Source organism: Streptomyces sp. NPDC004658, from assembly GCF_040609555.1.
Classification (GTDB): Bacteria; Actinomycetota; Actinomycetes; order Streptomycetales; family Streptomycetaceae; genus Streptomyces.
The window spans coordinates 14,490-40,378 of sequence record NZ_JBEXKG010000022.1 but is presented as its reverse complement, the minus strand read 5'-3'; the positions used below and the strand labels follow the sequence as shown (position 1 = coordinate 40,378).

Annotated in this window: 28 protein-coding genes and 1 riboswitch; of the genes, 9 read left to right on the top strand and 19 right to left on the bottom strand. The window is 71.2% G+C overall.

Annotated elements, in window-relative coordinates; genetic code table 11:
* Positions 1–3 precede the first annotated feature (3 nt).
* From ABZV94_RS11215 to ABZV94_RS11180, 8 genes are all read right to left on the bottom strand, one after another.
* The gene (locus ABZV94_RS11215) at positions 4–1,017 is read right to left on the bottom strand and encodes a ribonucleotide-diphosphate reductase subunit beta (protein ID WP_356339606.1); all 1,014 of its coding nucleotides are present in this window, start codon (positions 1,015–1,017) and stop codon (positions 4–6) included.
* Positions 1,017–3,374, bottom strand: a complete 2,358-nt coding sequence (locus tag ABZV94_RS11210; RefSeq protein ID WP_356339604.1) for a ribonucleoside-diphosphate reductase subunit alpha — start codon at positions 3,372–3,374, stop codon at positions 1,017–1,019. Before ABZV94_RS11210 ends, ABZV94_RS11215 begins: the two co-directional genes overlap by 1 nt.
* Before the next feature lie 123 nt (positions 3,375–3,497).
* Positions 3,498–3,652, bottom strand: a riboswitch (cobalamin riboswitch).
* 22 nt (positions 3,653–3,674) lie between these two features.
* Entirely contained in the window at positions 3,675–4,181 is a 507-nt protein-coding gene (locus ABZV94_RS11205; protein WP_356339602.1) for a GNAT family N-acetyltransferase, read from the bottom strand.
* 73 nt (positions 4,182–4,254) lie between these two features.
* Positions 4,255–5,883, bottom strand: a complete 1,629-nt coding sequence (gene mctP / locus ABZV94_RS11200) for a monocarboxylate uptake permease MctP (RefSeq protein WP_356339600.1) — start codon at positions 5,881–5,883, stop codon at positions 4,255–4,257.
* Positions 5,880–6,143 (bottom strand): DUF3311 domain-containing protein, encoded by a 264-nt coding sequence (locus ABZV94_RS11195; RefSeq protein WP_356339598.1) that lies wholly within the window; start codon positions 6,141–6,143, stop codon positions 5,880–5,882. The genes mctP and ABZV94_RS11195 overlap by 4 nt, the downstream gene beginning before the upstream one ends.
* A 137-nt stretch (positions 6,144–6,280) precedes the next feature.
* Positions 6,281–7,042 (bottom strand): GntR family transcriptional regulator, encoded by a 762-nt coding sequence (locus ABZV94_RS11190; RefSeq protein ID WP_356339597.1) that lies wholly within the window; start codon positions 7,040–7,042, stop codon positions 6,281–6,283.
* 212 nt (positions 7,043–7,254) lie between these two features.
* Complete coding sequence (gene nagB, locus ABZV94_RS11185) at positions 7,255–8,040, bottom strand: glucosamine-6-phosphate deaminase (protein WP_356339595.1); 786 nt, start codon at positions 8,038–8,040, stop codon at positions 7,255–7,257.
* A gap of 124 nt (positions 8,041–8,164) precedes the next feature.
* Positions 8,165–8,917: an SDR family oxidoreductase gene (locus ABZV94_RS11180; protein WP_356339593.1), complete on the bottom strand. Its 753-nt coding sequence runs from the start codon at positions 8,915–8,917 to the stop codon at positions 8,165–8,167.
* A gap of 93 nt (positions 8,918–9,010) precedes the next feature.
* Here ABZV94_RS11180 and ABZV94_RS11175 point away from each other — a divergent pair, with 93 nt between their 5' ends.
* Positions 9,011–9,640, top strand: coding sequence for a TetR/AcrR family transcriptional regulator (locus ABZV94_RS11175; protein ID WP_356339591.1), 630 nt, complete (start codon positions 9,011–9,013; stop codon positions 9,638–9,640).
* Between the two features lie 325 nt (positions 9,641–9,965).
* Positions 9,966–11,441, top strand: a complete 1,476-nt coding sequence (locus tag ABZV94_RS11170; protein WP_356339590.1) for a PAS domain-containing sensor histidine kinase — start codon at positions 9,966–9,968, stop codon at positions 11,439–11,441.
* Positions 11,442–11,632: 191 nt separating this feature from the next.
* On the opposite strand, the gene ABZV94_RS11165 is transcribed toward ABZV94_RS11170, so the two are convergent.
* Both ABZV94_RS11165 and ABZV94_RS11160 read right to left on the bottom strand, forming a co-directional pair.
* Entirely contained in the window at positions 11,633–11,890 is a 258-nt protein-coding gene (locus ABZV94_RS11165) for a WhiB family transcriptional regulator (protein ID WP_003992873.1), read from the bottom strand.
* A 321-nt stretch (positions 11,891–12,211) separates the two neighbouring features.
* Positions 12,212–13,180 carry a diacylglycerol kinase family protein gene (locus ABZV94_RS11160; RefSeq protein ID WP_356339588.1) on the bottom strand — a complete coding sequence of 323 codons (969 nt, stop codon included), beginning with the start codon at positions 13,178–13,180 and terminating at the stop codon, positions 12,212–12,214.
* A gap of 136 nt (positions 13,181–13,316) precedes the next feature.
* Here ABZV94_RS11160 and ABZV94_RS11155 point away from each other — a divergent pair, with 136 nt between their 5' ends.
* On the top strand, positions 13,317–13,787 hold the full coding sequence (locus tag ABZV94_RS11155) for a hypothetical protein (protein WP_356339586.1): 471 nt from the start codon (positions 13,317–13,319) through the stop codon (positions 13,785–13,787).
* A gap of 57 nt (positions 13,788–13,844) precedes the next feature.
* On the opposite strand, the gene ABZV94_RS11150 is transcribed toward ABZV94_RS11155, so the two are convergent.
* From ABZV94_RS11150 to ABZV94_RS11140, 3 genes are all read right to left on the bottom strand, one after another.
* A complete protein-coding gene (locus ABZV94_RS11150; RefSeq protein WP_356339584.1) occupies positions 13,845–14,954 on the bottom strand; it encodes an RNA polymerase sigma factor SigF in 1,110 nt (369 codons plus the stop codon).
* Positions 14,955–14,971: 17 nt separating this feature from the next.
* A complete protein-coding gene (locus ABZV94_RS11145) occupies positions 14,972–15,388 on the bottom strand; it encodes an anti-sigma regulatory factor (RefSeq protein WP_009190566.1) in 417 nt (138 codons plus the stop codon).
* Positions 15,389–15,765: 377 nt separating this feature from the next.
* On the bottom strand, positions 15,766–16,026 hold the full coding sequence (locus ABZV94_RS11140) for a UBP-type zinc finger domain-containing protein (protein ID WP_356339582.1): 261 nt from the start codon (positions 16,024–16,026) through the stop codon (positions 15,766–15,768).
* Between the two features lie 61 nt (positions 16,027–16,087).
* Here ABZV94_RS11140 and ABZV94_RS11135 point away from each other — a divergent pair, with 61 nt between their 5' ends.
* Entirely contained in the window at positions 16,088–17,671 is a 1,584-nt protein-coding gene (locus ABZV94_RS11135) for a Na+/H+ antiporter (RefSeq protein WP_356339580.1), read from the top strand.
* On the opposite strand, the gene ABZV94_RS11130 is transcribed toward ABZV94_RS11135, so the two are convergent.
* Positions 17,668–18,588, bottom strand: coding sequence for a pyridoxal-phosphate dependent enzyme (locus tag ABZV94_RS11130; protein WP_356339578.1), 921 nt, complete (start codon positions 18,586–18,588; stop codon positions 17,668–17,670). The genes ABZV94_RS11135 and ABZV94_RS11130 overlap by 4 nt on opposite strands.
* A gap of 91 nt (positions 18,589–18,679) precedes the next feature.
* Positions 18,680–19,312: an N-acetylmuramoyl-L-alanine amidase gene (locus ABZV94_RS11125; protein WP_356339576.1), complete on the bottom strand. Its 633-nt coding sequence runs from the start codon at positions 19,310–19,312 to the stop codon at positions 18,680–18,682.
* Positions 19,313–19,610: 298 nt separating this feature from the next.
* Between ABZV94_RS11125 and ABZV94_RS11120 the strand changes: the two genes are divergently transcribed.
* The 4 genes from ABZV94_RS11120 to ABZV94_RS11105 all read left to right on the top strand — a co-directional run bounded on the left by ABZV94_RS11120 (position 19,611) and on the right by ABZV94_RS11105 (position 23,155).
* Positions 19,611–21,017 carry a family 2B encapsulin nanocompartment shell protein gene (locus ABZV94_RS11120; RefSeq protein ID WP_356339574.1) on the top strand — a complete coding sequence of 469 codons (1,407 nt, stop codon included), beginning with the start codon at positions 19,611–19,613 and terminating at the stop codon, positions 21,015–21,017.
* Positions 21,018–21,129: 112 nt separating this feature from the next.
* Complete coding sequence (locus tag ABZV94_RS11115) at positions 21,130–22,275, top strand: family 2 encapsulin nanocompartment cargo protein polyprenyl transferase (protein WP_356339572.1); 1,146 nt, start codon at positions 21,130–21,132, stop codon at positions 22,273–22,275.
* Between the two features lie 200 nt (positions 22,276–22,475).
* The gene (locus ABZV94_RS11110; protein WP_356339570.1) at positions 22,476–22,787 is read left to right on the top strand and encodes a hypothetical protein; all 312 of its coding nucleotides are present in this window, start codon (positions 22,476–22,478) and stop codon (positions 22,785–22,787) included.
* Between the two features lie 35 nt (positions 22,788–22,822).
* Positions 22,823–23,155, top strand: a complete 333-nt coding sequence (locus ABZV94_RS11105) for a DUF952 domain-containing protein (protein ID WP_356339568.1) — start codon at positions 22,823–22,825, stop codon at positions 23,153–23,155.
* 181 nt (positions 23,156–23,336) lie between these two features.
* Here ABZV94_RS11105 and ABZV94_RS11100 read toward each other — a convergent pair whose 3' ends face one another.
* The 3 genes from ABZV94_RS11100 to sodN form a co-directional block, all read right to left on the bottom strand.
* Positions 23,337–23,753: a VOC family protein gene (locus ABZV94_RS11100; protein ID WP_030657217.1), complete on the bottom strand. Its 417-nt coding sequence runs from the start codon at positions 23,751–23,753 to the stop codon at positions 23,337–23,339.
* A gap of 35 nt (positions 23,754–23,788) precedes the next feature.
* Positions 23,789–24,190, bottom strand: coding sequence for a helix-turn-helix transcriptional regulator (locus ABZV94_RS11095; protein ID WP_356339566.1), 402 nt, complete (start codon positions 24,188–24,190; stop codon positions 23,789–23,791).
* Between the two features lie 174 nt (positions 24,191–24,364).
* Positions 24,365–24,760, bottom strand: a complete 396-nt coding sequence (gene sodN / locus ABZV94_RS11090) for a superoxide dismutase, Ni (RefSeq protein WP_014674929.1) — start codon at positions 24,758–24,760, stop codon at positions 24,365–24,367.
* Between the two features lie 145 nt (positions 24,761–24,905).
* On the opposite strand from sodN, the gene sodX reads away from it, so the two are divergent.
* The gene (gene sodX, locus ABZV94_RS11085) at positions 24,906–25,340 is read left to right on the top strand and encodes a nickel-type superoxide dismutase maturation protease (protein ID WP_356339667.1); all 435 of its coding nucleotides are present in this window, start codon (positions 24,906–24,908) and stop codon (positions 25,338–25,340) included.
* On the opposite strand, the gene ABZV94_RS11080 is transcribed toward sodX, so the two are convergent.
* Entirely contained in the window at positions 25,244–25,873 is a 630-nt protein-coding gene (locus tag ABZV94_RS11080) for a CGNR zinc finger domain-containing protein (RefSeq protein ID WP_356339564.1), read from the bottom strand. The two genes, sodX and ABZV94_RS11080, sit on opposite strands and share 97 nt — an antisense overlap.
* Between the last annotated feature and the right edge of the window lie 16 nt (positions 25,874–25,889).

Sequence of the window (25,889 nt, the reverse complement as noted above, 5' to 3'; positions counted from 1 at the left end):
CCGTCAGAAGTCCTCGTCCAGGTCGACCGTGCCCTCCACGGCGACCTGGTACGCCGACGGACGGCGCTCGAAGAAGTTCGTCAGCTCCTGGACGCCCTGGAGCTCCATGAAGGAGAAGGGGTTCTCGGAGCCGTACACCGGGGCGAAGCCGAGGCGCGTGAGGCGCTGGTCGGCGACGCACTCCAGGTACTGGCGCATGGACTCGGTGTTCATGCCGGGCAGGCCGTCACCGCACAGGTCGCGGGCGAACTGGAGCTCGGCTTCGACGGCCTCGCGCAGCATGTCGGTGACCTGCTGCTGGAGTTGGTCGTCGAAGAGGTCGGGTTCTTCTTTGCGGACGGTGTCGACGACGTCGAAGGCGAAGCTCATGTGCATGGTCTCGTCGCGGAAGACCCAGTTGGTGCCGGTGGCCAGGCCGTGCAGGAGGCCGCGGCTGCGGAACCAGTAGACGTAGGCGAACGCGCCGTAGAAGAAGAGTCCTTCGATACAGGCGGCGAAGCAGATCAGGTTGAGCAGGAAGCGGCGGCGGTCGGCCCTGGTCTCCAGGCGGTCGATCTTCTCCACCTCGTTGATCCACTTGAAGCAGAACTCTGCCTTCTCGCGGATGGAGGGGATGTTCTCGACGGCGGCGAAGGCGGCGGCGCGGTCGTCGGGGTCGGGGAGGTAGGTGTCCAGGAGGGTCAGGTAGAACTGGACGTGGACGGCCTCCTCGAACAGCTGGCGCGACAGATACAGCCGCGCTTCCGGCGAGTTGATGTGCTTGTAGAGGGTGAGCACGAGGTTGTTCGCCACGATGGAGTCGCCGGTGGCGAAGAACGCCACCAGGCGGCCGATGAGGTGCTGCTCCTCCGGTGTCAGCCTGGCGAGGTCGGCGACGTCGGAGTGGAGGTCGACCTCCTCGACGGTCCAGGTGTTCTTGATGGCGTCCCGGTAGCGTTCGTAGAAGTCGGGGTAGCGCATGGGGCGCAGGGTGAGTTCGAAGCCCGGGTCGAGCAGGTTGGCGTTACGGGTGGTCATTACTGGCAGGCCTCGCAGGACTCGGGGTTTTCCAGGGAGCAGGCGACGGCTTCTTCGGGTGCCGGCTGCTGTACGGGGACGGTGGCTCGGGCGGCGCGGGCGATCCTCGTCGCGGGGCGCGAACGCAGGTAGTACGTGGTCTTCAGGCCCTGCTTCCAGGCGTAGGCGTACATCGAGGAGAGCTTGCCGATGGTGGGCGTCTCCATGAAGAGGTTGAGGGACTGGCCCTGGTCGAGGAAGGGCGTGCGGGCGGCGGCCATGTCGATCAGGCCGCGCTGGGGGATCTCCCAGGCGGTGCGGTACAGCTTGCGCACGTTGTCGGGGATCCAGGGGAAGTCCTGGATCGAGCCGTTGGAGTCGCGCAGGGCCTCGCGGGTGCGGGCGTCCCAGACGCCGAGGTCCTTCAGGTCCTGCACGAGGTAGGAGTTGACCTGGAGGAACTCCCCCGAGAGGGTCTCGCGCTTGAACAGGTTGGACACCTGCGGCTCGATGCACTCGTACACCCCCGCGATCGACGCGATCGTGGCCGTCGGCGCGATCGCGAGCAGCAGCGCGTTGCGCATGCCCGTCTCCGCGATCCGCTCGCGGAGGGCGTCCCAGCGCTCGGGCCAGCTCGGCTCGACGTCGTAGTGGTCGGGGTGGAGGACGCCCCGGGCGGCGCGGGTCTGGTCCCAGGCGGGCAGCGGGCCGTTGCGTTCGGCGAGGTCGGCGGAGGTCTCGTAGGCGGCGAGCATGATCCGCTCGGCGATACGGGTCGACAGGGCCTTGGCCTCGGCCGAGTCGAAGGGGAGGCGGAGTTTGAAGAAGACGTCCTGCAAGCCCATCGCCCCCAGGCCGACCGGGCGCCACCGGGCGTTGGAGCGGCCCGCCTGCTCGGTCGGGTAGAAGTTGATGTCGACCACGCGGTCCAGGAAGGTCACGGCCGTGCGGACCGTCTCGTCCAGCCGCTCCCAGTCGATGTCCCCCGTCGCCGCGTCCACGAACGCGCCGAGGTTGACGGAGCCGAGGTTGCAGACGGCTGTTTCGCCGTCGTTGGTGACCTCCAGGATCTCGGTGCAGAGGTTGGAGGAGTGGATGACGTTGCCGGGCTCGGCGGTCTGGTTGGCGGTGCGGTTGGCGGCGTCCTTGAAGGTCATCCAGCCGTTGCCGGTCTGGGCGAGGGTGCGCATCATCCGGCCGTACAGCTCCCGCGCCGGGATGGTCTTCTTCGCCAGGCCCGCCGCTTCGGCCCTGCGGTAGGCGGCGTCGAACTCCTCGCCCCACAGGTCGACCAGTTCGGGCACGTCGGCGGGGGAGAACAGCGACCACGGCCCGTCGGCGTCGACCCGGCGCATGAACTCGTCCGGGATCCAGTGCGCGAGGTTGAGGTTGTGGGTGCGTCGGGCGTCCTCGCCGGTGTTGTCCCGCAGCTCCAGGAACTCCTCGATGTCGGAGTGCCAGGTCTCCAGGTAGACCGCCGCCGCGCCCTTGCGCCGGCCGCCCTGGTTCACCGCCGCGACCGAGGCGTCCAGGGTCTTCAGGAACGGCACGATCCCGTTGGAGTGCCCGTTCGTCCCCCGGATCAGCGAACCGCGCGAGCGGATGCGCGAGTAGGACAGGCCGATGCCCCCGGCGTGCTTCGACAGCCGGGCGACCTGGTGGTAGCGGTCGTAGATGGAGTCCAGCTCGTCCAGCGGCGAGTCGAGCAGGTAGCAGGACGACATCTGCGGGTGGCGCGTACCGGAGTTGAACAGGGTGGGGGAGGACGGCAGGTAGTCCAGGCGGCTCATCAGGCCGTACAGCGCGGCCACTTCGTCCACGGAGCGGGTCGTGTCGTCCTCGGCGAGACCGCTCGCCACGCGCAGCATGAAGTGCTGCGGGGTTTCCACGACCTTGCGCGTGATCGGGTGACGCAGCAGGTAGCGACTGTGCAGGGTGCGCAGGCCGAAGTAGCCGAACCGGTCGTCCGCCGCACGGTCGACCAGTGCGTCGAGGCGCTCGGCGTGCAGCCGTACGAACTCGGCGGTGCGGTCGGCGATCAGGCCCTCGCGGTGGCCGACCGCGATCGACTCGGTGAAGGACGTCACGCCCTGCGAGGCGGCCTCGTCCCGGATCGCGCGGGTCAGCAGCCGGGCGGCCAGCTTCGAGTACGCGGGGTCCTCGGAGATCAGACCGGCGGCGGCCTCCGTGGCCAGCTCCCGCAGCTCCGCCTCGTCGGCCCGGGCGGACCGGCCGCGCAGCGCGGCGGCGGCGACCCGGCCCGGGTCGGCGTCCGGCAGGTCGGCGGTCAGCTCGGTCAGGGTCCGCAGCAGCGCGGCACCGGGACCGTCGGTCTCCGGCTCGCTGACGGAAGCCGGGTCGGCTGGCGCGATGGTCACGTGGGGCACTCCCTCGCTCGGCACAGGGCCTGGCGGAGGGCAGGGGGCAGCCACGAGCGCGCACGGCGTCGCGTCCACCGGCCCACTCCACGAGGCCCGGACGTCAGAACCACCCGGGCCTGGACGGCCGGGTGCACCGCCGGCAGGTCTTCGGACTCGACAGGCGTGCGGAGGCACGCGAGTACACCGTTGCGGGACAGTTCCGGATTGGCACCGGATTCCCCTGCGACGACAGCGAGGATGAGCATACATCTAGTGCCGGGCTGCCACATCACCCCCAGATGTAGTGTCGGCCCGGTCTCAGAGGGGCAACTCGTACGCGAGGAGGGTGAGGTCGTCCCGGCCCGGCAGGGGATTCCAGTCCCGCTCGGGGGCGCGGACGAAACCGAGGCGGGCGTAGAGGCGGTGGGCGGCGTGCATCGTCCGCTGGGTCGAGAGGACCACGCGGACACAGCCCTCGGTGGCCCGCGCCCGCCCGACGCAGGCCCGCACCAGCGCCTGGCCGGCACCCTGGCCCCGGGCCGCGGGGGCGACCGCGAGCATGCGGATCTCCGCCTCCCCCGGCCCCGCTATGTCGGTCATGGGGCCGCCGGAGCGGGCGAAGGTGACCCCGCCGAGGAGGACGCCGTCGCGGACGGCCACGAGGACGTCCGCGGCGGCGGCCCGCTTGGCCACGTCACGCAGCTCGCCGAGGTACCAGCCGCTCTCGTCGAAGGCGAGCAGGCCGTCGCCGCGGTAGGCCTGGGCGGTGATCTCGCCCAGGTCGCCGTACTCGTCGGGAGCGGCCTTCCGGATCACGAGGTCCATGACGCCGAGTGTGCCGGACGGGTACGACAACGGGCCGCCGGATCCCCTCCGGCGGCCCGTCGAGCGACGCTGCCTAGTGACCGGCGCCCGCGGTCGCCGGCGGCAGTTCCACCTGGACACCGGGGTCGCCGGCGTCCGCCGTGTAGTCCTCCGGCCTCGTCTCGTCGACGCCCTCAGGGGCCTTCACGGCCTTCAGGACGAAGGTGAGGACCACGGTCACCAGGAGGTTCAGGACGAACGCCGTCAGACCGATGTAGCCGATCTCCCCGATGCCGGGGATCTCCTTGGCGTTGCCGCCGAAGTGCTTCTGCGTCGGCGAGGCGATGCCGTAGGCCGCGACCGTGCCGTAGACCATGCCGACCGCCCAGCCGGCGAGCAGCGCCCAGCGGTGGAACCAGCGGGTGAACAGACCGCCGACCAGGGCCGGGAAGGTCTGCAGGATCCAGATGCCGCCCAGCAGCTGGAAGTTGATCGCGACCGTCTTGTCCATGGTGAGGACGAAGACCAGCGCGCCCACCTTCACCAGCAGCGAGACCAGCTTGGAGACGCGGGTCTCCTGCTCCGGCGTCGCGTCGGGCTTGATGAAGTCCTTGTAGATGTTGCGGGTGAACAGGTTCGCCGCCGCGATGGACATGATCGCCGCCGGGACCAGCGCGCCGATACCGATCGCCGCGAACGCCACGCCCGCGAACCAGTCCGGGAACATGTCCTCGAACAGCTGCGGGATGGCCAGCTGGCCGTTGGTGACCTTCACGCCGGCCGCGATCGCCATGAACCCGAGCAGCGCCAGCAGGCCCAGCATGAGGGAGTACAGCGGCAGGATGGTGGTGTTGCGGCGGATCACCTCACGGCTCCTGGCGGACAGGGTCGCGGTGATCGAGTGCGGGTACATGAACAGCGCGAGCGCGGAGCCGAGCGCCAGCGTGGCGTACGTCCACTGGTTCGCCTCCCCCGGCGCCAGCGCCCCGCGCGGCTTGCCGGTGGCCGGATTCACCTGGCTGAACGCCTCACCCGCCTTGGCGAAGATGTCGTCGAACCCGCCCAGCTTGATCGGGATGTAGATGATCGCCACCGCGATGACGATGTAGATCAGGGTGTCCTTGACGAACGCGATCAGCGCCGGGGCACGCAGTCCGGAGGAGTAGGTGTAGGCCGCCAGCACGCCGAAGGCGATGAGCAGCGGCAGGTCCTTCACGAACCAGTTGGTGTTCTCGCCGCCGCCGACGCCCATCACGTCCAGCACCGCCTGGATGCCGACGAGCTGGAGCGCGATGTACGGCATCGTCGCCAGGATGCCGGTCACCGCCACCGCCAGCGACAGGCCCTTCGAGCCGAACCGGCCGCGCACGAAGTCGGAGGTGGTCACGTAGCCGTGCTTGTGCGAGACCGACCACATGCGCGGCAGGAACGTGAAGATCAGCGGGTACACCAGGATCGTGTACGGCACCGCGAAGAACCCGGCCGCGCCCGCCGCGTAGATCGCCGCCGGGACGGCGACGAAGGTGTAGGCCGTGTACAGGTCGCCACCGAGCAGGAACCAGGTGATCCAGGTGCCGAAGGACCGGCCGCCCAGACCCCACTCGTCCAGCGAGTGCTCGTTCTCGGCCCTGCGCCAGCGCGCGGCCAGGAAGCCCATGACCGTGACGGCCAGGAAGAAGAAGATGAAGACGCCGAGCGCGACGCCGTTGACGCCGTCCTTCACTGCGCGGCACCCCCCTTCGTGTCCTTGCGGGAGCGCTGGTCACGCTGCCAGAGCTTGTACGCCAGCATGGTGAGCGCGGTGGAGATCAGCACCCAGAGCATCTGGTACCAGTAGAAGAACGGGATCCCGATGAACGCGGGATCCGTCTTGGCGTACGAGCCGACCCACAGCATCGCCACGAAGGGCGCGACGAGACACAGGGCGATGATCACCCTGGCCGGTGTCACCACCGGTGGTCTCACTTCAGGCGTTTCGGACATGCCACGGCTCCGTCCCCTCGCTGATCACCTGTGTAATGCGCAGGCAATCTAGGTGACGGTGTCGGCGGAGAGGAAGACCTCGTCCGCATATCGGTATATCGATTCAGCGAACGTGCCGGGCTCCGGCCGGCCGGCGCCTAGTCCGCAGGCCGCTTGAGCCGGGCCACGAACTTGTACCGGTCCCCGCGGTACACCGACCGCACCCACTCCACCGGCTTGCCCTCGCGGTCCAGCGAGTGCCGGGAGAGCATCAGCATCGGCAGGCCCACGTCGGTCCCGAGCAGCCCGGCCTCACGCGGCGTGGCCAGGGAGGTCTCGATGGTCTCCTCGGCCTCGGCGAGGTGGACGTCGTAGACCTCGGCGAGCGCGGTGTACAGGGACGTGTACTTCGCCAGCGAGCGCCTGAGGGCCGGGAAGCGCTTGGCCGACAGGTGAGTGGTCTCGATGGCCATCGGCTCGCCGTTGGCCATGCGCAGCCGCTCGATGCGCAGCACCCGCCCGCCGGCCGTGATGTCGAGCAGCTCGGCGAGCCGGTCGTCGGCGGTGACGTACCCGATGTCCAGCAGCTGCGAGGTCGGCTCCAGCCCCTGCGCGCGCATGTCCTCCGTGTAGGAGGTGAGCTGCAGCGCCTGGGAGACCTTGGGCTTGGCCACGAAGGTGCCCTTGCCCTGGATGCGTTCGAGCCGGCCTTCCACGACCAGTTCCTGAAGGGCCTGGCGCACCGTGGTGCGGGAGGTGTCGAACTCGGCGGCCAGCGTGCGCTCGGGCGGGACCGGGGTGCCCGGCGCCTGCGTGTCCGTCATGTCGAGCAGGTGCTTCTTCAAGCGGTAGTACTTCGGCACGCGCGCGGTACGGGTGGTGCCGGCCTCGTTCTCCGCACTGCTGACGTCGGTGCTCATGCTCTGCCTTCCCGGCTCCGAATGCCGAAAGCGACCGACATCCCCATCGGCCACGGCTCACATCGTGGCACGGGTTGTCGTGTCAGCACTCCACCCGCACGCTCCGTGATCTCCTCTATATACCGTTGCGCCCGCTGTTGGTCTAGTCCATCGGGAGGGTGAGCCCGGCGGCCCCGCGCGGCCGGGGCCGCCCCCTGCCGGGCCCCCGGGTTCTAGATCCCCTGCCAGTCCGGCTTGTTGGCGTACGTGTGCCGGAAGTAGTCCGCCAGCTTCAGCTTGGACGCGGCGGCCTCGTCGGCGACCACCGTGGCGTGCGGGTGGAGCTGGAGCGCGGAGGCCGGGCAGACGGCCGCCACCGGGCCCTCGACGGTCGCGGCGACCGCGTCCGCCTTGCCCTCGCCGGTCGCCAGCAGCACCAGGTGGCGGGCTTCCAGGATGGTGCCGATGCCCTGGGTGATGACGTGGTGCGGCACCTGCTCGATGTCACCGTCGAAGAAGCGGGCGTTGTCGATGCGCGTCTGCTCCGTCAGCGTCTTGATCCGGGTGCGCGAGGCGAGCGAGGAGCACGGCTCGTTGAACCCGATGTGCCCGTCGGTCCCGATGCCGAGCAGTTGCAGGTCCACACCGCCGGCCTCGGCGAGCGCCCGGTCGTACGCCTCGCACGCCGCCTGGACGTCCTCGGCGGTGCCGTCCGGACCCATGAACGCCTCCATGCCTATGCCCAGCGGCTCCAGCACCTCGCGGCGCAGTACCGAGCGGTAGGACTCGGGGTGGTTCGCGGGCAGTCCCACGTACTCGTCGAGCTGGGCGATCCGCGCCCGTGAGGCGTCCACCACGCCCGAGCGCACCTTGGCGGCCAGTGCCTGGTAGACGGGCAGCGGGGTGGAGCCGGTGGCCACGCCGAGCAGGGCGTCGGGCTTGCGTCGCAGCAGCTGGGCCATGGCCTCGGCGATCAGCTCGCCGCCCGCCGCGGCGTCCGGAACGATGACAACTTCCACGCTGGGCCTGCCGTTCTGGAGAGGGCTCTGTGCGTCTCTATGTGGTTTAGACCAATCTAACAGAATCGGCCTTCGAGAGCGCGTGGGGCGTGGAAGACGGGCGGGGGCGCGGGGCGGGGATTCCTCAGGTGAGGGAGCCTCCCGTCGCGTCCAGCCAGTGCCCGGTCACCCACCGGCCGTCCTCCGAGACCAGGAAGGCCACCACGTCGGCGATGTCCGCCGGCGCGCCCACCCGGCCCAGGGCCGAGTAGCCCGCCGCCCGCTGCCACGCCTCGTCGCTCGCGCGCAGCCAGGAGGCGTTGACGTCCGTGTCCACGATGCCGGGCGCCACCGAGTTCACCGTGATCCCGCGGGGGCCGAGCACCTTCGACAGGTCCCGGGTGAAGACGTCCAGAGCCGCCTTCGTCATCGAGTACGCCATGAGGTCGGGCATGGCGGCGGTCCGGGAGAGGCCGGACGATATGGTCACCACCCGCCCGCCGTCCCGCAGGCGCTCCGCCCCGAGCCGGGTGAGGAAGAACGGGGCCTTCACGTTCACGGCGAAGAGCCGGTCGTACTCCTCCTCGCCGATCTCCGCGAACGGGTGGGCGGTGCCGATGCCCGCGTTGTGCACGAGGATGTCCAGTCCGTCCGCGTGCCGGTCGAACTCCGCCCACAGCCGCTCGGCGTCCCCGGGCGTCCCCAGCTCCACCCCGAGCGCGAACGCCGAGCCGCCGGCCGCCTCGATCGCCGCGACCGCCTCCTTCGCGGCGGTCTCGTTGCGCCCGTAGTGCACCGCCACCCTCGCCCCGTCGCGTCCCAGCCGTTCGGCGATCGCCCGCCCGATGCCCCGGCTTCCGCCCGTGACCAGTGCCGTCTTCCCCGTGAGCACGCCCATGTCTGCACCTCCGGAATTTCCTAACGGTCGCTACAGAAAGACCGTACCGCACCGTGGCGACAATTTTCTAGGAGGCGCTATAAAATAATCCCCATGACGACGGGCCAGGACACGCGGGCGCAGGGCGGCACGGGCCGGACGCGGGGAAGGCCGCGCTCCTTCGACCGGGCCACCGCCCTGGAGAAGGCGCTGATGGCCTTCTGGGAGCACGGGTACGAGGCCACCTCGGTCTCCGACCTCACCCGGATCATGGGCATCGGAGCGCCCAGTCTCTACGCGGCCTTCGGCGACAAGCGGACCCTCTTCGACGAGGTCGTCCGGGTCTACACCGGCTCGCACGGCGCCTTCACCGACCGCGCCCTCGCCGAGGAGCCCACGGCACGGGCGGGCGTCGCCCGCATGCTCCGCGAGGCCGCCGCCGAGTACACCGACCCCGCCCACCCGCACGGCTGCCTGATCATCCACGCGGCCACCAACTGCACCAGCCCCGAGGTGGAGGCGCTGCTGCGGGACATGCGCAACGCCAACATCGCCACCCTGGAAGCCCGGATCCGGGCGGACGTCGCGGCCGGACTGCTGCCGGCCGGCACCGACGCCGCCGCCCTCGCCCGGTACGCGGGCGCGGTGCTCCAGGGCATGTCCCAGCAGGCCCGCGACGGCGCACGCCGGGAGGAACTGGAAGCACTCGCGGAAATTGCCATGACCATCTGGCCCCACGATTGACCCGAGCGGGCTAGGCTGCGTGGCATCGCGTGCCGGTGCCCCTGGCGGCGCCGACGCCTCCGCCACCATGGACACGCCGTCGTGGTCTAGTCCACAATCGAGAACAACACGCTTCCGTCTTCCCCGCACAGGAAGGCGGATCGAGGAACCGGCGCTCTCTGCCCTGACTGCCCCGGTTCCTCGGCCTTCGGCCGACCGGGACCGCACACCCCACGGCCGATGATGCTCCGGGCTGCGGTGCCGGGAGGGTTGAGGGTCCCTTCCAGGCGCCGCGGCCCGCGGGTGTTTTTCGGCCACTCGGCAGGCCCCGGGTACGCTCGCAGACGTGCCCTCCATGAACGAACTCGTACGCCAGCACACCGCCCTCGACGACTCCGACCTCGAGTGGCTCCACCTGCTGGTCTCGGAGTGGCAGCTGCTCTCCGACCTCTCCTTCGCCGACCTGGTGCTGTGGGTCCCCACCCGGGACGGCACCCGGTACGTCTCGGTCGCCCAGATGCGCCCCAACACCGGCCCGACCTCCTACCAGGACGACATGGTCGGCCACCTGGTGCCGCGCGGCCGGCGGCCCATGCTGGACGCGGCCCTGGACGAGGGCCGGATCGTGCGGGAGGGCGACCCGGAGTGGCGCGAAGAGGTCCCCGTGCGGGTCGAGTCCATCCCCGTACGGCGTGAGGGCCGCGTCCTCGGCGTGATCGCCAGGAACACCAATCTGCTCACCGTGCGCACCCCGAGCCGCCTGGAGCTGACCTACCTCCAGAGCGCCTCCGACCTCGCGCAGATGATCGCGGCCGGTGCCTTCCCCTTCCCGAACCAGCAGGTCGACATGGACGCGTCCCCGCGCGTCGGCGACGGGCTGATCCGGCTCGACGCGGACGGCATCGTCCAGTACGCCTCCCCGAACGCCCTGTCCGCCTACCACCGGCTCGGCCTCGCCGCCGACCTCGTCGGCCACCACCTCGGACAGACCACCGCCGAACTCGCCCCGACCCGGGGGCCGGTGGACGAGGCGCTGGCCAAGGTGGCCAGTGGCTGGGCGCCGCGCGAGTTCGAGATCGAGGCCCACGACGGGGTCATCCAGTTCCGGGCCATCCCGCTCAAACCCAAGGGCACGCGCATCGGTTCGCTCGTGCTGCTCCGGGACGTCACCGAACTGCGGCGGCGCGAGCGCGAGTTGATCACCAAGGACGCCACCATCCGGGAGATCCACCACCGGGTGAAGAACAACCTCCAGACGGTCGCCGCCCTGCTCCGCCTCCAGGCCCGGCGCATCGAGTCCGAGCGCGGCCGGGAGGCCCTGGAGGAGGCGGTCCGCCGGGTCGGCTCCATCGCCATCGTCCATGAGACGCTGTCTCAGAACCTGGACGAGCGCGTGGAGTTCGACGACATCGCCGACCGGGTGCTGGCGATGGTCGCCGAGATCTCGCCGGGCAAGGTGACCGGTCGGCGCAGCGGCCGGTTCGGCATACTCGACGCCGAGGTCGCCACCCCGCTGTCCATGGTGCTCACCGAGGTTCTGCAGAACGCCCTGGAGCACGGCTTCCGTGAGGGCGACACCGGCACGGTCGAGGTCTCCGCGGTGCGTGGCGGCACCACCAAGGAGGCCCGGCTGCTGGTCACCGTCCAGGACGACGGGGTCGGACTGCCCGAGGACTTCGACCCGCACCGCTCCGGCAACCTCGGCCTTCAGATCGTACGGACGCTCGTGGAGGGCGAGTTGGGCGGCTCGTTCGACATGGTGCCGGCACCGGAGCGCGGGACGCGGGTGATCCTCGACATCCCGGTGCGGGCGCAGAAGTGAGCCGGCGGGCCCACCGGGGAGCGGGCACAGCAAAAAGCCCCGGACCGTCGTCGGTCCGAGGCTGATGCTCGTTGCTGCTCTGCTTGTATCGCTAAGCGCATCGGGGGAACTGCGCGCTGCGGCTCGGGGGCGGGAGATGCGTACGTGCTGTGCGCGCCGCCAAGCTCAGGCTGTCAGCAGGGGTGGGTATGTCAGGCGGAGGCCTGACGGGCCCGGTTGCGAGCGGCGCGGCGCTTCATGGCGCGGCGCTCGTCCTCGCTGAGACCACCCCAGACGCCGGAGTCCTGGCCGGACTCGAGCGCCCACTGCAGACACTGCTCGATCACCGGGCAGCGACGGCAGACGGCCTTGGCTTCCTCGATCTGCAGCAGCGCAGGACCGGTGTTGCCGATGGGGAAGAAGAGCTCGGGGTCTTCCTCGCGGCAAACGGCGTTGTGACGCCAGTCCATGGCTGCTACCTCTCCTTGGTATTACGTGCAGGTTGCTTGTGAATGTGAACGCTTTCACGAATCCCTCAACAAGTGAAGGGCCGACCGCCGAGTCTTCACCCGGCGTGGTCCTGTGTTTGAAGAGGGGTTCTGGTGATCAGTGGAGGCCGGTGTTGCGGGCCGTCCCGATCGCCACGTAGAGACTCGCAAACCTCAGCGGCGGATACAACCCCTTCCGGGAAGTTTTTTTGGATTCCTCGGTGTCGACTAGGTCACAGCCGTACTTCCATGGGGTGGACCCTGGCCTAAACGTTCGAGTGAAAGGACTTTCGCCCTTTCCGCTCACACAATCACACGCAGTGCACGGCGTACGCCTGTGAACGTCACGCTCGTACGCAGTCCGAGGTGGTCACCGTCCATCTGAAGGGGCAGAGGCACCTTCGAATGCAAGGTGAACCGGTCCAGATCGTGCAGGGAGACGGCGTGCTTCCCTTGCGGTCCCCGCTCGGGGGACGAAGTGAGCAACTGGGTGCCATACCGGGCAACCGCGGCCGTGGACAGCCGGCTGAGGCCCAGCACGTCGATGCCTGTATCGAACGACGCCTTAGGCGACGTGTACATCGGGCGATTGCCGAGATACGTCCACGGGGACGTGTTCGAGACTATGGCGACGACAAGGTCCTCGATCGGGTCCGCGCCGGGCTGTTCGAGCGTGATCGTGCCGTGCCGGCGGTTCGGCTCGCCGAGGAACTGCCGGACCACCTGACGGACGTAGAGCGCGTGCGTCGACTTCTTCCCGCGCTCGCGCTGCTGCTCGACCCGGCCCACCACGCCCGCGTCGAAGCCGAGCCCGGCGTTGAACGTGAACCAGCGGGCCGGCACCGCCTCGTCCTCGGTACCCGGCGTGCCCGAGGTCAGGCCGAGGCCGACGACCCGCTCGGTGCCGTCGCGCAGCGCGTCCAGCAGCGCTCCGGTGGCCTCGACGGGATCGTTGGGCAGCCCCAGGGCGCGGGCGAAGACGTTCGTGGAGCCGCCGGGGACGACGGCGAGACCGGGGAGGCGGTCCGGGTCGGGGCCGGCGTGCAGGAGGCCGTTGACGACCTCGTTGACGGTGCCGTCGCCGCCGAGCGCCACCACCAGGTCGATGTCGTCGCTCTCGGCCGCCTGCCGGCCGAGGTCGCGAGCGTGGCCGCGGTACTCGGTGGTGACCGCCTCCAGCTTCATCTCGCTCGCCAGCGCGTGGATCAGTACGTCACGTCTGCGGGCACTTGTGGTGGTAGCCGCCGGATTGACCACGAGGAGTGCACGCATGCATGGCAGCGTACCTACTGGGGGGTACCGGGCCCAGACCGAGTTAGGGATCCGGTAAGAGACCGGGGCGTGAGCCTGGACACTCGGGGCCGCGGGCAGCGGCGGCGCGCCGGACGGGGAGGGCTACCCTGCTGAGGTGAGCAGTCAGCAGAATCCCGCCCCGGACACCGCCCAAGCCGCCACGGCCGACGCAGCCGGCCCGGCCGCCGGGCCGCGCCCGCGCCAGCTGACGTACGCGGCGGCGCTGGCCGCGCTGGAGGGCACGGCGCTGGTGGCGGGCGGCCTGTGGGTGCTCGTCCTCGGGCTCACCGGTGCCCCGGACGACCGGCAGCAGGCCGTGACCCTGGGGATCACCCTGGTCGTCCTCGCGCTGCTGCCCCTGCTCGCCGCACGCGGTCTGCTGCTGCGGCGCGGCTGGAGCCGGGGCCCCGCGCTGATCACCCAGCTCATGGCCCTTCCCGTGGCCTACAACCTGCTCCGGGCCGACAGCATCGCCATCCCGGCCGGCATCGTGCTGGGAGTGGTCGCTCTGGTGGCGCTCGTGCTCCTCGTCAACGGCGAGACGACCCGGGCCCTCGGGATCAAGGGACCGGGCCGGGGCGAGTAGGCGCACCGGGCGGGGCCTCTTCGAGGGGAGCCCCGACGAGCGGGGCCCCCGCCCCGCTCACTCCTCCACGAGGAGCTTCTCGCGGAGCTGGGCCAGGGTGCGGGCGAGCAGACGGGAGACGTGCATCTGGGAGATGCCGACCTCCTGCGCGATCTGCGACTGGGTCATGTTCCCGAAGAAGCGCAGCAGCAGGATCCGCTTCTCCCGCGGCGGCAGGTCCTCCAGCAGCGGCTTGAGGGACTCGCGGTACTCCACGCCCTCCAGCGCCTCGTCCTCGGCGCCCAGGGTGTCGGCGACCGCCGGTGACTCGTCGTCCGTGTCGGGGACGTCCAGGGAGAGCGTGGAGTACGCGTTCGCGGACTCCAGGCCCTCCAGGACCTCCTCCTCGGAGATGGCGAGCTTCTCGGCCAGCTCGTGGACCGTCGGGGACCGCCCGTGCAGCTGGGACAGCTCGGCCGTCGCGGTGGTCAGCGCGAGCCGCAGCTCCTGGAGCCGGCGCGGCACGCGGACCGCCCAGCCCTTGTCGCGGAAGTGCCGCTTGATCTCGCCGACGACGGTCGGCGTGGCGTACGTGGAGAACTCCACGCCGCGCTCGGGGTCGAACCGGTCGACGGACTTGATGAGACCGATCGTGGCGACCTGGGTGAGGTCGTCCAGCGGCTCGCCGCGGTTGCGGAACCGGCGTGCCAGGTGCTCCACGAGCGGCAGGTGCATACGGACCAGCTGGTTGCGCAGCTCCGCGTACTCCGTGCTGCCCTGCGGCAGCGTGCGCAGCTCGACGAACATCGCCCGCGCCCCGCTGCGGTCCGGGGCGTCGTGCTGGACGGCCTGCGCGGCCTCCGTGCCCAGCGCGTCGTCCTCGGCGTTTCGCTCGTGCTCGCTCATCGTCCCGCCCGTAGCCCTTCCCCGAGCCCTGGCCCCCGCGCGGACAGTGGGTCCGGCGCCGCCGCGTGCCTTCGGTGGCGTGCCCGTGGCCTCGTCACCGCCGGCCCGCGCGGAGTCGTCCTCCGGGTGCGGTCTGGCCTGCTCGGGGATGCCGTCGATGCCGTCCGCCATGCGCCGGGACCCGTCCCGGGGACCCGCCCCGGAGGTCTCGGCGTCGCCCGACCAGGAGGCACCCCCGTCCCCGGTCGGCAGCTCCCGTGTGCCGCGCTCTTCGTCCCGCACCGGCCCGTCCCCGTTCTTCACGCCGGCCCGGGGCCGGCGCCACGCTGTTTGTAGAGGCTGATCGACACCGTCTTGTCCTCGTCCACGGCGGACGAGACCTTGCCCGCGAGGGCCGACAGCACGGTCCAGGCGAAGGTGTCCCGCGAGGGGGCGTGGCCGTCCGTGGTCGGCGCCGACACCGTGACTTCCAGTGAGTCGTCGACGAGCCGGAAGACGCAGCTGAGGACCGAGCCGGGCACGGCTTGCTGGAGCAGGATCGCGCAGGCCTCGTCGACGGCGATGCGCAGGTCCTCGATCTCGTCCAGGGTGAAGTCCAAGCGGGCCGCGAGACCGGCCGTGGCCGTCCGCAGCACCGACAGGTAGGCACCCGCAGCCGGCAGCCGGACTTCCACGAAGTCCTGGTTCGCCGCGGGTTCGCCTGCGATCTGGGACACCCTCACCTCCATGGTGGTACAAGCTTTACGGGGCCGAGGGTCGCCCCCCGGTGTAACGCGTACGTGGTTCAAGCGGTGACGCTATCGCGCTCCGAACGTTTCTGTCCCCGGGACCCCAACCCCCTGGCGTCACTCACAGTAAAGCTGTGGATACGCTCCGTGTCTAGAGGGTGTGCGGGCCCAAATGGGAAGAGCGCGCGCCGGGTTGACGTACCCAGACGTCAGACGCTCGAACCGTCGTGCGGCAGCCGCCGCATGCAGTGTCACACGAGAACCCGGTCGGACGGGACGCTCTCGCGGAGAACGCTCTCAGGGACGTGCCAGAAGGGCGGTCCGGGACGGTGCCGAAGCGGTCGCGGAAGCGGTCGGGGGAAGGCTCAGACGAGCACGTGGTCCACGAAGCACCACCGCCAGTCCTCGCCGGGTTCGAAGGTCCGCATCACCGGATGACCGGACTCCGCGTGGTGGCCCGTAGCGTGCCGTCCCGGCGAGGAGTCGCAGCAGCCGACGTGGCCGCAGGTGAGGCACAGCCGCAGCTGGACCGGGTTCGTGCCGTCCCGCAGGCACTCCGGACAGGTCTCGTCGAGCGGCTCCGGTTCCGGGTGCGGCAGCGCGTCGGCGTGCGTGCACTGTTTCATGATTGCCAGATTACGACGGTTGTGCGGGTTGCCGCGCGAAAGACGAGGGTGGGCGAGGACCATGGACGTGATGCCCCTGCTGTTGCTGGTGGCGGGCAGTGCGGCGGTGGCCGCGGCGGCCCGGCGTACTCCCGCGCCGGCGCCCCTGCTGCTCGTCGCGGCCGGTCTGGCGGTCTCCTACATCCCCGGCGTGCCGTCCTACACCCTCGATCCGCACATCGTCCTGCCGCTGCTGCTGCCCCCGCTGCTGTACACCTCGGCGAGCGACAGCTCCTACCTCGACCTGCGGGCACAGCTGCGACCGGTGGCGCTGCTGTCGGTGGGATACGTGCTCTTCGCGACCGTCGTCGTCGGCTGGGCCGCCCATCTGATCATCCCCGGGCTGCCGCTGACCGCCGCCCTGGTGCTGGGCGCGGTGGTGGCACCGCCGGACGCGGTCGCCGCCACGGCGGTCGCGCGCCGGGTGGGTCTGCCGTCCCGGATCACCACCATCCTCCAGGGCGAGTCCCTGCTGAACGACGCCACGGCGATCACCGCCTACAAGGTGGCGCTCGGCGCCGCCGTGGGGGAGGGGGCGACCTGGGCGGGCGGGATCCGGGAGTTCGCGCTCGCCGCCGTCGGCGGTGTCGGGATCGGCCTCGTCCTCATGGCGCCCCTGCACTGGCTGCGCACGCACCTGACCGAGCCGCTGCTGCAGAACACGCTCTCCCTGCTCATCCCGTTCGTCGCCTACGGGGTCGCCGAGCAGGCGCACGCCTCCGGGGTGCTGGCGGTGGTGGTCGTGGCCCTCTACCTCGGCCACCGCGCGTGGGAGGTCGACTTCGCCACCCGTCTCCAGGAGGGCGCGGTGTGGAAGATGGTCGCGTTCGTGCTGGAGTCCGCGGTGTTCGCCCTGATCGGCCTCCAGCTGCCCATCGTCCTGAAGCGGCTCGGGGAGTACGAGGGCACCTCCGCCGCCTGGTACGCGGTCGCCGTCTTCCTGGTCGTGGTGGTGGCCCGGTTCGTCTGGGTCTACCCGGCCACCTTCCTGCCCAGGGTCCTGTCGGCGCGCATCAAGGAGCGCGAGCAGAACCCCACCTGGCGGGGCGCGATGGTCACCTCGTGGGCGGGCATGCGCGGCGTCGTCTCCCTGGCCATCGCCTTCGCCATCCCGCCGTCCATGCCATCCGGCCCGCGCAACCTGATCCTCTTTCTGACCTTCACCACCGTCATCGGGACCCTCGTCGTGCAGGGCGTGACGCTGCCGCCGCTGATCCGGCTGCTGAAGTTCCCCGGCCGCGACCGGCAGGCCGAGACGCTCGCCGAGGCCAACGCCCAGGCCCAGGCCTCCCGCGCCGCCGAGGCCCGGCTCGACGAACTCCTCGCCGACGAGCGCAACGCGCTGCCGCAGCCGCTCGCCGACCGCCTCCGCATGGTCCTGGAGCGCCGCCGCAACGCCGTCTGGGAACGGCTCGGGCAGGTCAACCCGATCACCGGCGAGTCCGTGGACGACACCTACCGCCGGCTGTCCCGCGAGATGATCAGCGCCGAGCGCGAGGTCTTCGTCAGGCTCCGCGACCTGCGCTACATCGACGACGAGATGCTGCGCTCCCTGCTCAGACGCCTGGACCTGGAGGAGGCGGCGGCCTACCGGGAGGCCGGTTAGCGCTCCGGGGCCGTCGCCGCTTGGTCCGGGAACGGCCGCCCCGTGACGACGGCGGCGATCGCCGTCCCGCGCGCGAAGACGCCCTCTTCCGCCAGGGCGGCCAGTGCGAACAGCAACTTGGCGACATAGAGGCGCTCCACGGGCAGCCCGTGCCGCTGCTCGAAGTCCCGTGCGAACGCCTCCAGTTCCGGGGTCGTGCGGGCGTAGCCACCGCAGTGGAAGCGGTCGTCCAGGGACCAGGTGCCGCTGCGGGCGCCGAAGGCACGTTCCTGCAGGGCCTGTACGTCGGCCTCCAGGAAGCCGCCCTTCAGCACCGGGATGCCGAGCGCGCGCTGGCCGGCCGCGAGACCGGCGGCGAGGCCGGCGAGGGTACCGCCGGTGCCGCAGGCGACCGCGGCGACGTCGGCCCGGCCGCGCAGTTCCGTGCCGAGGGCACGGCAGCCGCGTACCGCCTCGGCGTTGCTGCCGCCCTCGGGCACGACGTACGCGTCCTCGGCACCGGCCCCGCGCAGGATCCCGGCCAAGGCCTCCGGCTCGGTCTTGCGGCGATATGTCGACCTGTCGATGAAGTGCAGCCGCATGCCGTCGGCCGCGCACCGCGCCAGGGACGGGTTGAGGGGACGGCCGGCGAGCTCCTGGCCGCGGACCACGCCCGTGGTCGGTACGCCCAGCAGGCGGCCCGCCGCTGCCGTGGCCCGCAGGTGGTTGGAGTAGGCCCCGCCGAAGGTGACCAGGGCGCGGCCCCGGGCCGCCGCGATGTTCGGCACCAGCTTGCGCCACTTGTTGCCGACCAGCTGCGGGTGGATGAGGTCGTCCCGCTTGAGCAGCAGCCGCAGCCCGCGGCGCTCGAACCGGCCGTCCCGCACCTCCTGGAGGGGCGACGGGAGGCGGGGGCTGAGCGGGCCGGCGCTGGTCACCGCTCCATTGTCGCCGGGAGCGGCAGGCCGGGCCGGGCCGGGTCCGCCCGCCCGCGCCGGCGGGGTGCCGATTTCGTTCGGATCAGGCGGATCAGTCCCCGCGAGCCCGGCATGATCCGAACGAGAGGCCCTCGTCCTTCAGCCGTTCCCGCACCCGCTCCCTCAGCCAGGACATCTCGAAGCCCCGGGGATCCACCTTCCCCGGCTGCCACTCCCGGTGGCCGATGACCGAGCGTTCCGTCCACCCGTGGTGCCGGCACAGCGCCGCGGCGGCCCGCTCGATCGCCTCCAGCTGCTCCTGCGGCCACGGGTCCTCCCCGTCACCGAGGTTCTCGCACTCGAAGCCGTAGAAGTGCCGGTTGCCGTCGGTGTTCGCCTCGTTGTCCGGCGGCAGCCCCTTCTCGGCGATCACCGCGCGCAGCACCTCGTCGTCGCCGAGCCCGGCGTGGTTGGCGCGGCCGTAGCCGACCAGGTGGACCGTGCCGTCCTTGGTGATCACGCCGTGGCACAGCGGCCCCGGCAGGTCCGGGTGGCCGTCCCGGCAGATCTCCACCGTGCGCGCGCTGCCCTTGGTCACCGTGTGGTGGATCATCACGCCGTGGACGGGACCCCAGGGGCCCTTGTGATTGCGGTTGTGGTGCCGCCAGTCGCCGACCTCGACGACCGTGACGCCCTCCGCCCTGAGCGCGTCCAGGAAACCGCTCGCCGACATGGGTGGGGCCATGCCCGACTCCTTCGTGCCGTGCCCGTGCGGCCGCCGGTCGCGCCCGCCGGATGTCCTTCCCGCTTCTACCGAAACCGGACGTCCCCTGACACGTCGTTCGTACGGTGTGCGAGCCGATCCGGACAGACGGGGCATGCCGTACGGGCCGGGGCGAGGTCCCCCATCGTGCCCAGTGATCCGATGATCCATTCCCCCTCTTTCGGGTAATGGCGCACCTACGCTCCGTGCTGGGACGCTCGATGCGAGACCGGTGCCCGGCGCTCTTCGGCACCGGGCATACATGGGAGGGCATTTCTCTATGTCGGTAGGCGAAGAGGTCCGCACGGATCAGGGCAGGCCGCAGCAGTCCCTCGGGACGGCGGCCGCGCGGAACCTGGCCACCACCACCAAGTCCGTTCCGCAGATGCAGGAGATCAGCTCCCGCTGGCTGCTGCGCACGCTTCCCTGGGTGGACGTCCAGGGTGGCACGTACCGGGTGAACCGGCGTCTGACGTACGCCGTCGGCGACGGCCGGATCACCTTCGTGAAGACCGGCAACCAGGTGGAGGTCATCCCGGACGAGCTGGGCGAACTCCCGGCGCTGCGGTCGTACGAGGACCATGAGGTGCTGACGGAACTGGCCCGCCGCTGCCGGCAGCGCGACTTCGCGCCCGGCGAGGTGATCGCCGACTTCGGCAACCAGGCGGACGAGGTCTACCTGCTCGCCCACGGCCGGGTGGAGAAGGTCAGCACGGGTCCCTACGGCGACGACGCCGTCCTCGGTGTCCTCGCCGACGGCGCCTACTTCGGCGACCAGGCGCTGGTCGACCCCGAGGCGATCTGGGAGTACACCGTCCGCGCGGACACCTCGACCACGGTGCTGATCCTCAGCCGCCAGGACTTCCAGCAGGTCGCGGAGCGCTCCGACTCGCTGCGCGCGCATCTCGAACGGCTGCGCTCCATCCCCGCGCAGCGGACCAACAAGTACGGCGAGAAGGAGGTCGAGCTGGCGGCCGGCCACTCCGGCGAGCCCGACATCCCGCACACCTTCGTGGACTACGAGCCACGGCCCCGCGAGTACGAACTGAGCATCGCCCAGACCGTGCTGCGCATCCACTCGCGCGTGGCCGACCTCTACAACCAGCCCATGAACCAGACCGAGCAGCAGCTGCGGCTCACGGTCGAGGCGCTGAAGGAGCGCCAGGAGCACGAGCTGGTCAACAACCCGGAGTTCGGCCTGCTCAGCAACTGCGAGTACGACCAGCGGATCCAGCCGCACGACGGCGTGCCGAGCCCGGACGACCTGGACGAGCTGCTCAGCCGCCGCCGCGGCACCAAGCTCCTCCTGGCCCACCCGCGTGCCATCGCCGCGATCGGGCGCGAGCTGAACAAGCGGGGACTGGTCCCGGAGACCATCGACATCGCCGGAAACCGCATCCCCACCTGGCGCGGGGTGCCGATCTACCCGTGCAACAAGATCCCGATCAGCGAGGCCCGTACGACCTCCATCATCGCCATGCGTACCGGAGAGGCCGACCAGGGCGTCATCGGCCTGAGGCAGTCCGGCATCCCGGACGAGATCGAGCCGAGTCTGTCCGTCCGGTTCATGGGCATCAACGAGCAGGCCATCATCAAGTACCTGGTGACGGCGTACTACTCGGCCGCTGTCCTGGTCCCCGACGCGCTCGGCGTGCTGGAGAACGTCGAGATCGGTCGATGGAGGTGACGTTTCCGCACGTCCCGGCCGTGTCCCCGCCCCCCGGGGCGGGTAGGCCCTCGGGGTACGCGTCCGGCCGGGCCGGTGACGCCGTACTCCGCGGACCTGGCGAGGGGGAGGCATGGCCGAGTTCATGACGGAGACCGAAGAGCGTTCCCCCGGTGTGCCGCGTCCCGGCACACCGGGACAGCCACCGGAGCAGACCGGCGACGGCGGTGCCGGTCCGCTCGACGGACAGGAGGCCGCGGCCCAGCTGGAGCGCGCCCGGGCGCTGGTCGACCCGGAGCTGCGGGTGGCCGTGGAGTCGCTGCCCGGCTCCATGCGCCGGATCGCGAGCTACCACTTCGGCTGGCGGCACGCCGACGGCACCCCGGCGGCGGGCAACGCGGGCAAGGCGATCAGACCGGCGCTCGTGCTGGCGGCCGCCGCCGCGCTCGGCGGCCCGGCGGCCAGGACGGCGGCCGTCCCGGCGGCAGCGGCGGTCGAACTGGTCCACAACTTCACGCTGTTGCACGACGACGTGATGGACCGGGACACCACCCGCCGCCACCGGCCGACGGCGTGGACCGTGTTCGGCGACGCCGACGCGATCCTCGCCGGGGACGCCCTCCAGGCGCTGGCCCTGCGGCTGCTCGCCGAGGACCCGCACCCGGCCGCCGTGCCGGCCGCGGCCCGGCTCGCGGCCTGTGTCGTGGAGCTGTGCGAGGGCCAGCACGCCGACACCGACCTGGAGCGGCGCGCGCCGGACGCGGTCACCCTGGAGGAGGTGCTCGCGATGGCCGAGGCCAAGACCGGCGCCCTGCTGGGCTGCGCCTGCGCGCTCGGCGCGCTGTACGCGGGCGCGGGCGCGGAGGAGGTGGCGGCGCTGGACGGCTTCGGCCGGCAGGCCGGGCTCGCCTTCCAGCTCATCGACGACGTCATCGGCATATGGGGGGACCCGCGGCACACCGGCAAGCCGGCCGGCGCGGATCTCGCCGCCCGCAAGAAGTCCCTGCCGGTGGTGGCGGCGCTCACCTCCGGCACCCCGGCGGCGGCCGAGCTCGCCGCGCTGTACGGGACGCCGTACCGCGAGGAGGAGGCGGAGGCCGGGGAGATCGCGCGTACGGCGCTGGCGGTGGAGCGGGCCGGCGGCCGGGACTGGGCGCAGGCCGAGGCGGCCGACCGGATGGCCCGGGCCATGCAGGAGCTGGCCCGCGCGGTCCCCGACCCGGAGGCGGCGGGCGGTCTGCTGGCGCTCGCCGAGTTCGTGACCCGGCGCTCCCACTGAGGGCCGCCCGTCCCGGCGGCCGAGCAGGACCCGGAGTCCCCGGGCCCGTGCGGCTCCTGACCCCGCGCGGTCATCGGGGACTCCGGTCAGGCGGCCCCCGCACGCCCCCACGGTGTGCGGGGCCGCCGATTCCCCCGGCGACGGGCAAGAGGTCGCCGCGGCAAGGAGCGCCGACGGAGTCACCGACCTACCCTGAGGACATGGACAGCGAGGGACACGTCTGTCCCGTCTGCGGACAGCCCGTGGAAACGGTCGTCAAGCGGCACAAGACCCTGGGCGCCTGGGTGCCGGTCTGGGGCCCGGGCCCCTGCCGCGACCCCGGCTGCGCGGCGTACGCCGAGCCCGGCCGCCCCGCGGACCCGGGCCGATCCGCCGAGACCGGCCGGTCCGTCAAGGCCGGCCCCCGGCCCGCCGCGCGCGAGCGGTCCGCCGGTGCGCAGGCCCGGCCGGGCGGTGGCGGCAGCGTCCCGGACGGCCCGCCGGCGGCCGGTGCCGAGGACGGCGTCGTCTGAACACGGGGGCGGGCGGGGCACCGTAGCGTGGGCGCATGCCGAAACTGCCGTACATCCTGCACATCACCGAGCGTTCCCTGTGGGAGGCGGCGCGCGAGCGCGGCACCTACGAGATGTCCACCCGGGGCCGCACCCTCCAGGAGGAGGGCTTCATCCACTGCTCGACCCGTGAGCAGCTGCCGCGCATCGCCGACTTCCTCTACGGCGGCTACGACGGCCCGGACGAGCTGGTCGTGCTGGTCGTGGATCCGGCGCGGGTCGGGGTGCCGGTGCGGTACGAGTCCGTCGAGCCGGGCGGGGAGGAGTTCCCGCACGTGTACGGGCCCGTCCCGGTCGGGGCGGTGGTGGACGTGGAGCCGTGGGGCTGAGGCGGGAGTCGGGGCAGGCGGACCACCGGACGGCGGTGACGTCCGCGCAGGCCAGGCCGAGGTGGGCGGAGGCCGGGCGGTCGGCGAGGGCGTACGTCCAGCGGATCGTCATCCGGGGAATCGGGGTGGATCGGCGACTGAACGGGTCGATAGGCGGCGGGAGTTCAGCGGTGGCACGGGTTCACCCCGTGGGGCGTTCGATGAAGCGGAGCTGGTTGCCGGCCGGGTCCCGGAAGGCGCAGTCACGCACTCCGTACGGCTGGTCCATCGGCTCCTGGAGGACGTCGGCGCCGGACTCGCGCACCCGCTCGTACAGGGCGTCGCAGTCGGGCGTGGTGAAGATGACCCCGCGCAGCAGGCCCTTGGCGAGGAGTTCGTTGAGCGCCTGCTTGTCGGCGGGGGAGGCGTCGGGACTCGCGTCCGGCGGCTCCAGGACGATCTCCACGTCGGGCTGGAGCGGGGAGCCGAGGGTCACCCAGCGCATCCCCTCGAAGCCCACGTCGTTGCGGATCTCCAGACCGAGTACGTCGCGGTAGAAGGCGATGGCCTTGTCGTGATCGTCCACCGCGAGGAAGCACTGCGCGAGTTTCACGTCCATGGACTCACCCTAGAACCCGGGGGGAGGGTCGCGCCTCAGTACGGGCGGCGGCGCGGCCGGGTCAGCCTGCGCGCGACGCAGGGCGGGATCGCCGCGGTCTCCTCGTGGTCGCGGGCGCGGTAGGCGCTCGGCGTCTCGCCGACCAGCTCGGTGAAGCGGGAGCTGAAGGAGCCGAGCGAGGTGCAGCCGACGGCGAGGCACACCTCGGTCACGGTGAGATCGCCGCGGCGCAGCAGCGCCTTGGCCCGCTCGATCCGCCGGGTCATGAGGTAGCCGTACGGCGTCTCCCCGAACGCCTTGCGGAAGCTGCGCTGGAAGTGGCCCGGCGACATGAGGGCGTCACGGGCCAGCTCGGTCATGTCGAGGGGCTCGGCGTACTCGCGGTCCATGCGGTCGCGCACGCGCCGCAGCCGTCTCAGGTCCTCCAGGGCGGTCACCCGCCCAGCTTCGCACGGGACCGCCCCACCCGGTCCAGCTGTGGAGCGGAGATCGCTGAAAGACGACCGCACCCGGCCCGACAGGGACGCCGTGTTCGGCGGCCTGCGGACCGGGTGCGGTCAGGGAGACGCTGCAATTCAAAGAAACCGCAGGTCAGAAGGCCCAAGAAACGATCAGGCCTTCTTGGTCTCCCAGAAGATCTTGTCGATCTGGGCAATGTAGTCCAGCGCCTTCTGGCCCGTGGCCGGGTCGGTGGACGCCTTGGCGGCCGAGAGGGCCTTCAGGGTGTCGTTGACCAGCTGGTGCAGCTCCGGGTACTTCTCGAAGTGCGGGGCCTTGAAGTAGTCGCTCCAGAGCACGGAGACGTGGTGCTTGGCCAGCTCCGCGCGCTGCTCCTTGATGACGGTGGCGCGCGCCTGGAAGTGGGGGTCGTCGTTGCCGGCCATCTTCTCCTGGACGGCCTTCACCGACTCCGCCTCGATGCGGGCCTGGGCCGGGTCGTACACGCCGCAGGGCAGGTCGCAGTGGGCGCTGACCTTGACCTTGGGGGCAAACAGGCGGGAAAGCATGGAGCATTCCTTCCTCGTGATCGTCTTCTCAGGTGCGACATTACTCCCTGGGGAAGGCGATTTCTCGGGTGCCCCCTAGGGCTTAGGACAAAAGTCCAGGGTGAGACTGAGACTGGTGGAGGAACGGACCGGGGAGGTGCCGGGGATGCCGGAGCTGTCGCAGGAGACCGAACGGGGGAGGGCCGTGGCGCCCTTCGGACTGGCCGAGGTGACCGGCCCGTCCATGGTGCCCACGCTGCACCACGGGGATCAGCTGCTCGTGCGGTACGGGGGTGCGGTCCGGCCCGGGGACGTCGTGGTCCTGCGTCATCCGTTCCAGCAGGACCTGCTGGTCGTCAAGCGTGCGGTGGAGCGTCGCGAGGGCGGCTGGTGGGTGCTCGGGGACAACGCGTACGCGGGCGGGGACAGCACGGACTACGGGGTCGTGCCCGACGAGCTGATTCTCGGGACGGCCTGGTTCCGCTTCCGCCCGCTCCGGGCCGGTCAGCGCTCGCCGCTCGCGCTGCTGCGCTGGGCGCTCTCGGCGGCGAGGCCGCTGCTGCCCGACCGGTCGGCCTCCAGGCGCTTGCGGGCCCGGTAGGCGGCGACGTTGGCGCGGGTGGCGCAGCGGTCCGAGCAGTAGCGGCGGGAGCGGTTGGTCGAGGTGTCCAGGTAGGCGTTGCGGCACGGGGCGGCTTCGCACAGGCCGAGCCGGTCGACGCCGTACTCGGTGAGGTGGAAGGCCAGGCCCATCGCCGCGATCGCCGCGTAGCCGGCGGTGGCGTTGGACGGGTGGTCGGCCAGGTGCATGTGCCACAGCGGGCGGCCGTCCTCGTCCCGGTGGTCGTGCCCGGAGATCTGCGGGCTGACCGGGAACTCCAGCAGCAGGGAGTTCAGCAGGTCGACGGCCAGCGTCTCGTCGCCCCGGTCGGCTGCCTCGAAGACCCCGCGCAGCCGCGCCCGGACCGAGCGGAAGCGCGTGACGTCGGCGTCGGTGGCGCGGCGGGCCGCCGACGCGTTGTCGCCGAAGAGATCGCGGACGGCCTCGACCGTGGTCAGGGTGTCCCTGCCCCGGGCCGGTTCCTCGCTGTTCACGAGACGTACGGCGTAATCCGAGTAATAGGCCAGTTCCACTTGTAGTCCTTACGGA

Coding starts and splice junctions, on each gene's coding strand:
- ABZV94_RS11215 (WP_356339606.1), bottom strand. CDS start 1,017: ATGACCACCCGTAACGCCAACCTGCTCGACCCGGGCTTCGAACTCACC.
- ABZV94_RS11205 (WP_356339602.1), bottom strand. CDS start 4,181: ATGGACCTCGTGATCCGGAAGGCCGCTCCCGACGAGTACGGCGACCTG.
- ABZV94_RS11195 (WP_356339598.1), bottom strand. CDS start 6,143: ATGTCCGAAACGCCTGAAGTGAGACCACCGGTGGTGACACCGGCCAGG.
- ABZV94_RS11190 (WP_356339597.1), bottom strand. CDS start 7,042: ATGAGCACCGACGTCAGCAGTGCGGAGAACGAGGCCGGCACCACCCGT.
- ABZV94_RS11180 (WP_356339593.1), bottom strand. CDS start 8,917: ATGGGCGTGCTCACGGGGAAGACGGCACTGGTCACGGGCGGAAGCCGG.
- ABZV94_RS11175 (WP_356339591.1), top strand. CDS start 9,011: ATGACGACGGGCCAGGACACGCGGGCGCAGGGCGGCACGGGCCGGACG.
- ABZV94_RS11165 (WP_003992873.1), bottom strand. CDS start 11,890: ATGGACTGGCGTCACAACGCCGTTTGCCGCGAGGAAGACCCCGAGCTC.
- ABZV94_RS11160 (WP_356339588.1), bottom strand. CDS start 13,180: ATGCGTGCACTCCTCGTGGTCAATCCGGCGGCTACCACCACAAGTGCC.
- ABZV94_RS11140 (WP_356339582.1), bottom strand. CDS start 16,026: ATGAAACAGTGCACGCACGCCGACGCGCTGCCGCACCCGGAACCGGAG.
- ABZV94_RS11135 (WP_356339580.1), top strand. CDS start 16,088: ATGGACGTGATGCCCCTGCTGTTGCTGGTGGCGGGCAGTGCGGCGGTG.
- ABZV94_RS11125 (WP_356339576.1), bottom strand. CDS start 19,312: ATGGCCCCACCCATGTCGGCGAGCGGTTTCCTGGACGCGCTCAGGGCG.
- ABZV94_RS11120 (WP_356339574.1), top strand. CDS start 19,611: ATGTCGGTAGGCGAAGAGGTCCGCACGGATCAGGGCAGGCCGCAGCAG.
- ABZV94_RS11115 (WP_356339572.1), top strand. CDS start 21,130: ATGGCCGAGTTCATGACGGAGACCGAAGAGCGTTCCCCCGGTGTGCCG.
- ABZV94_RS11110 (WP_356339570.1), top strand. CDS start 22,476: ATGGACAGCGAGGGACACGTCTGTCCCGTCTGCGGACAGCCCGTGGAA.
- ABZV94_RS11105 (WP_356339568.1), top strand. CDS start 22,823: ATGCCGAAACTGCCGTACATCCTGCACATCACCGAGCGTTCCCTGTGG.
- ABZV94_RS11100 (WP_030657217.1), bottom strand. CDS start 23,753: ATGGACGTGAAACTCGCGCAGTGCTTCCTCGCGGTGGACGATCACGAC.
- sodN (WP_014674929.1), bottom strand. CDS start 24,760: ATGCTTTCCCGCCTGTTTGCCCCCAAGGTCAAGGTCAGCGCCCACTGC.
- sodX (WP_356339667.1), top strand. CDS start 24,906: ATGCCGGAGCTGTCGCAGGAGACCGAACGGGGGAGGGCCGTGGCGCCC.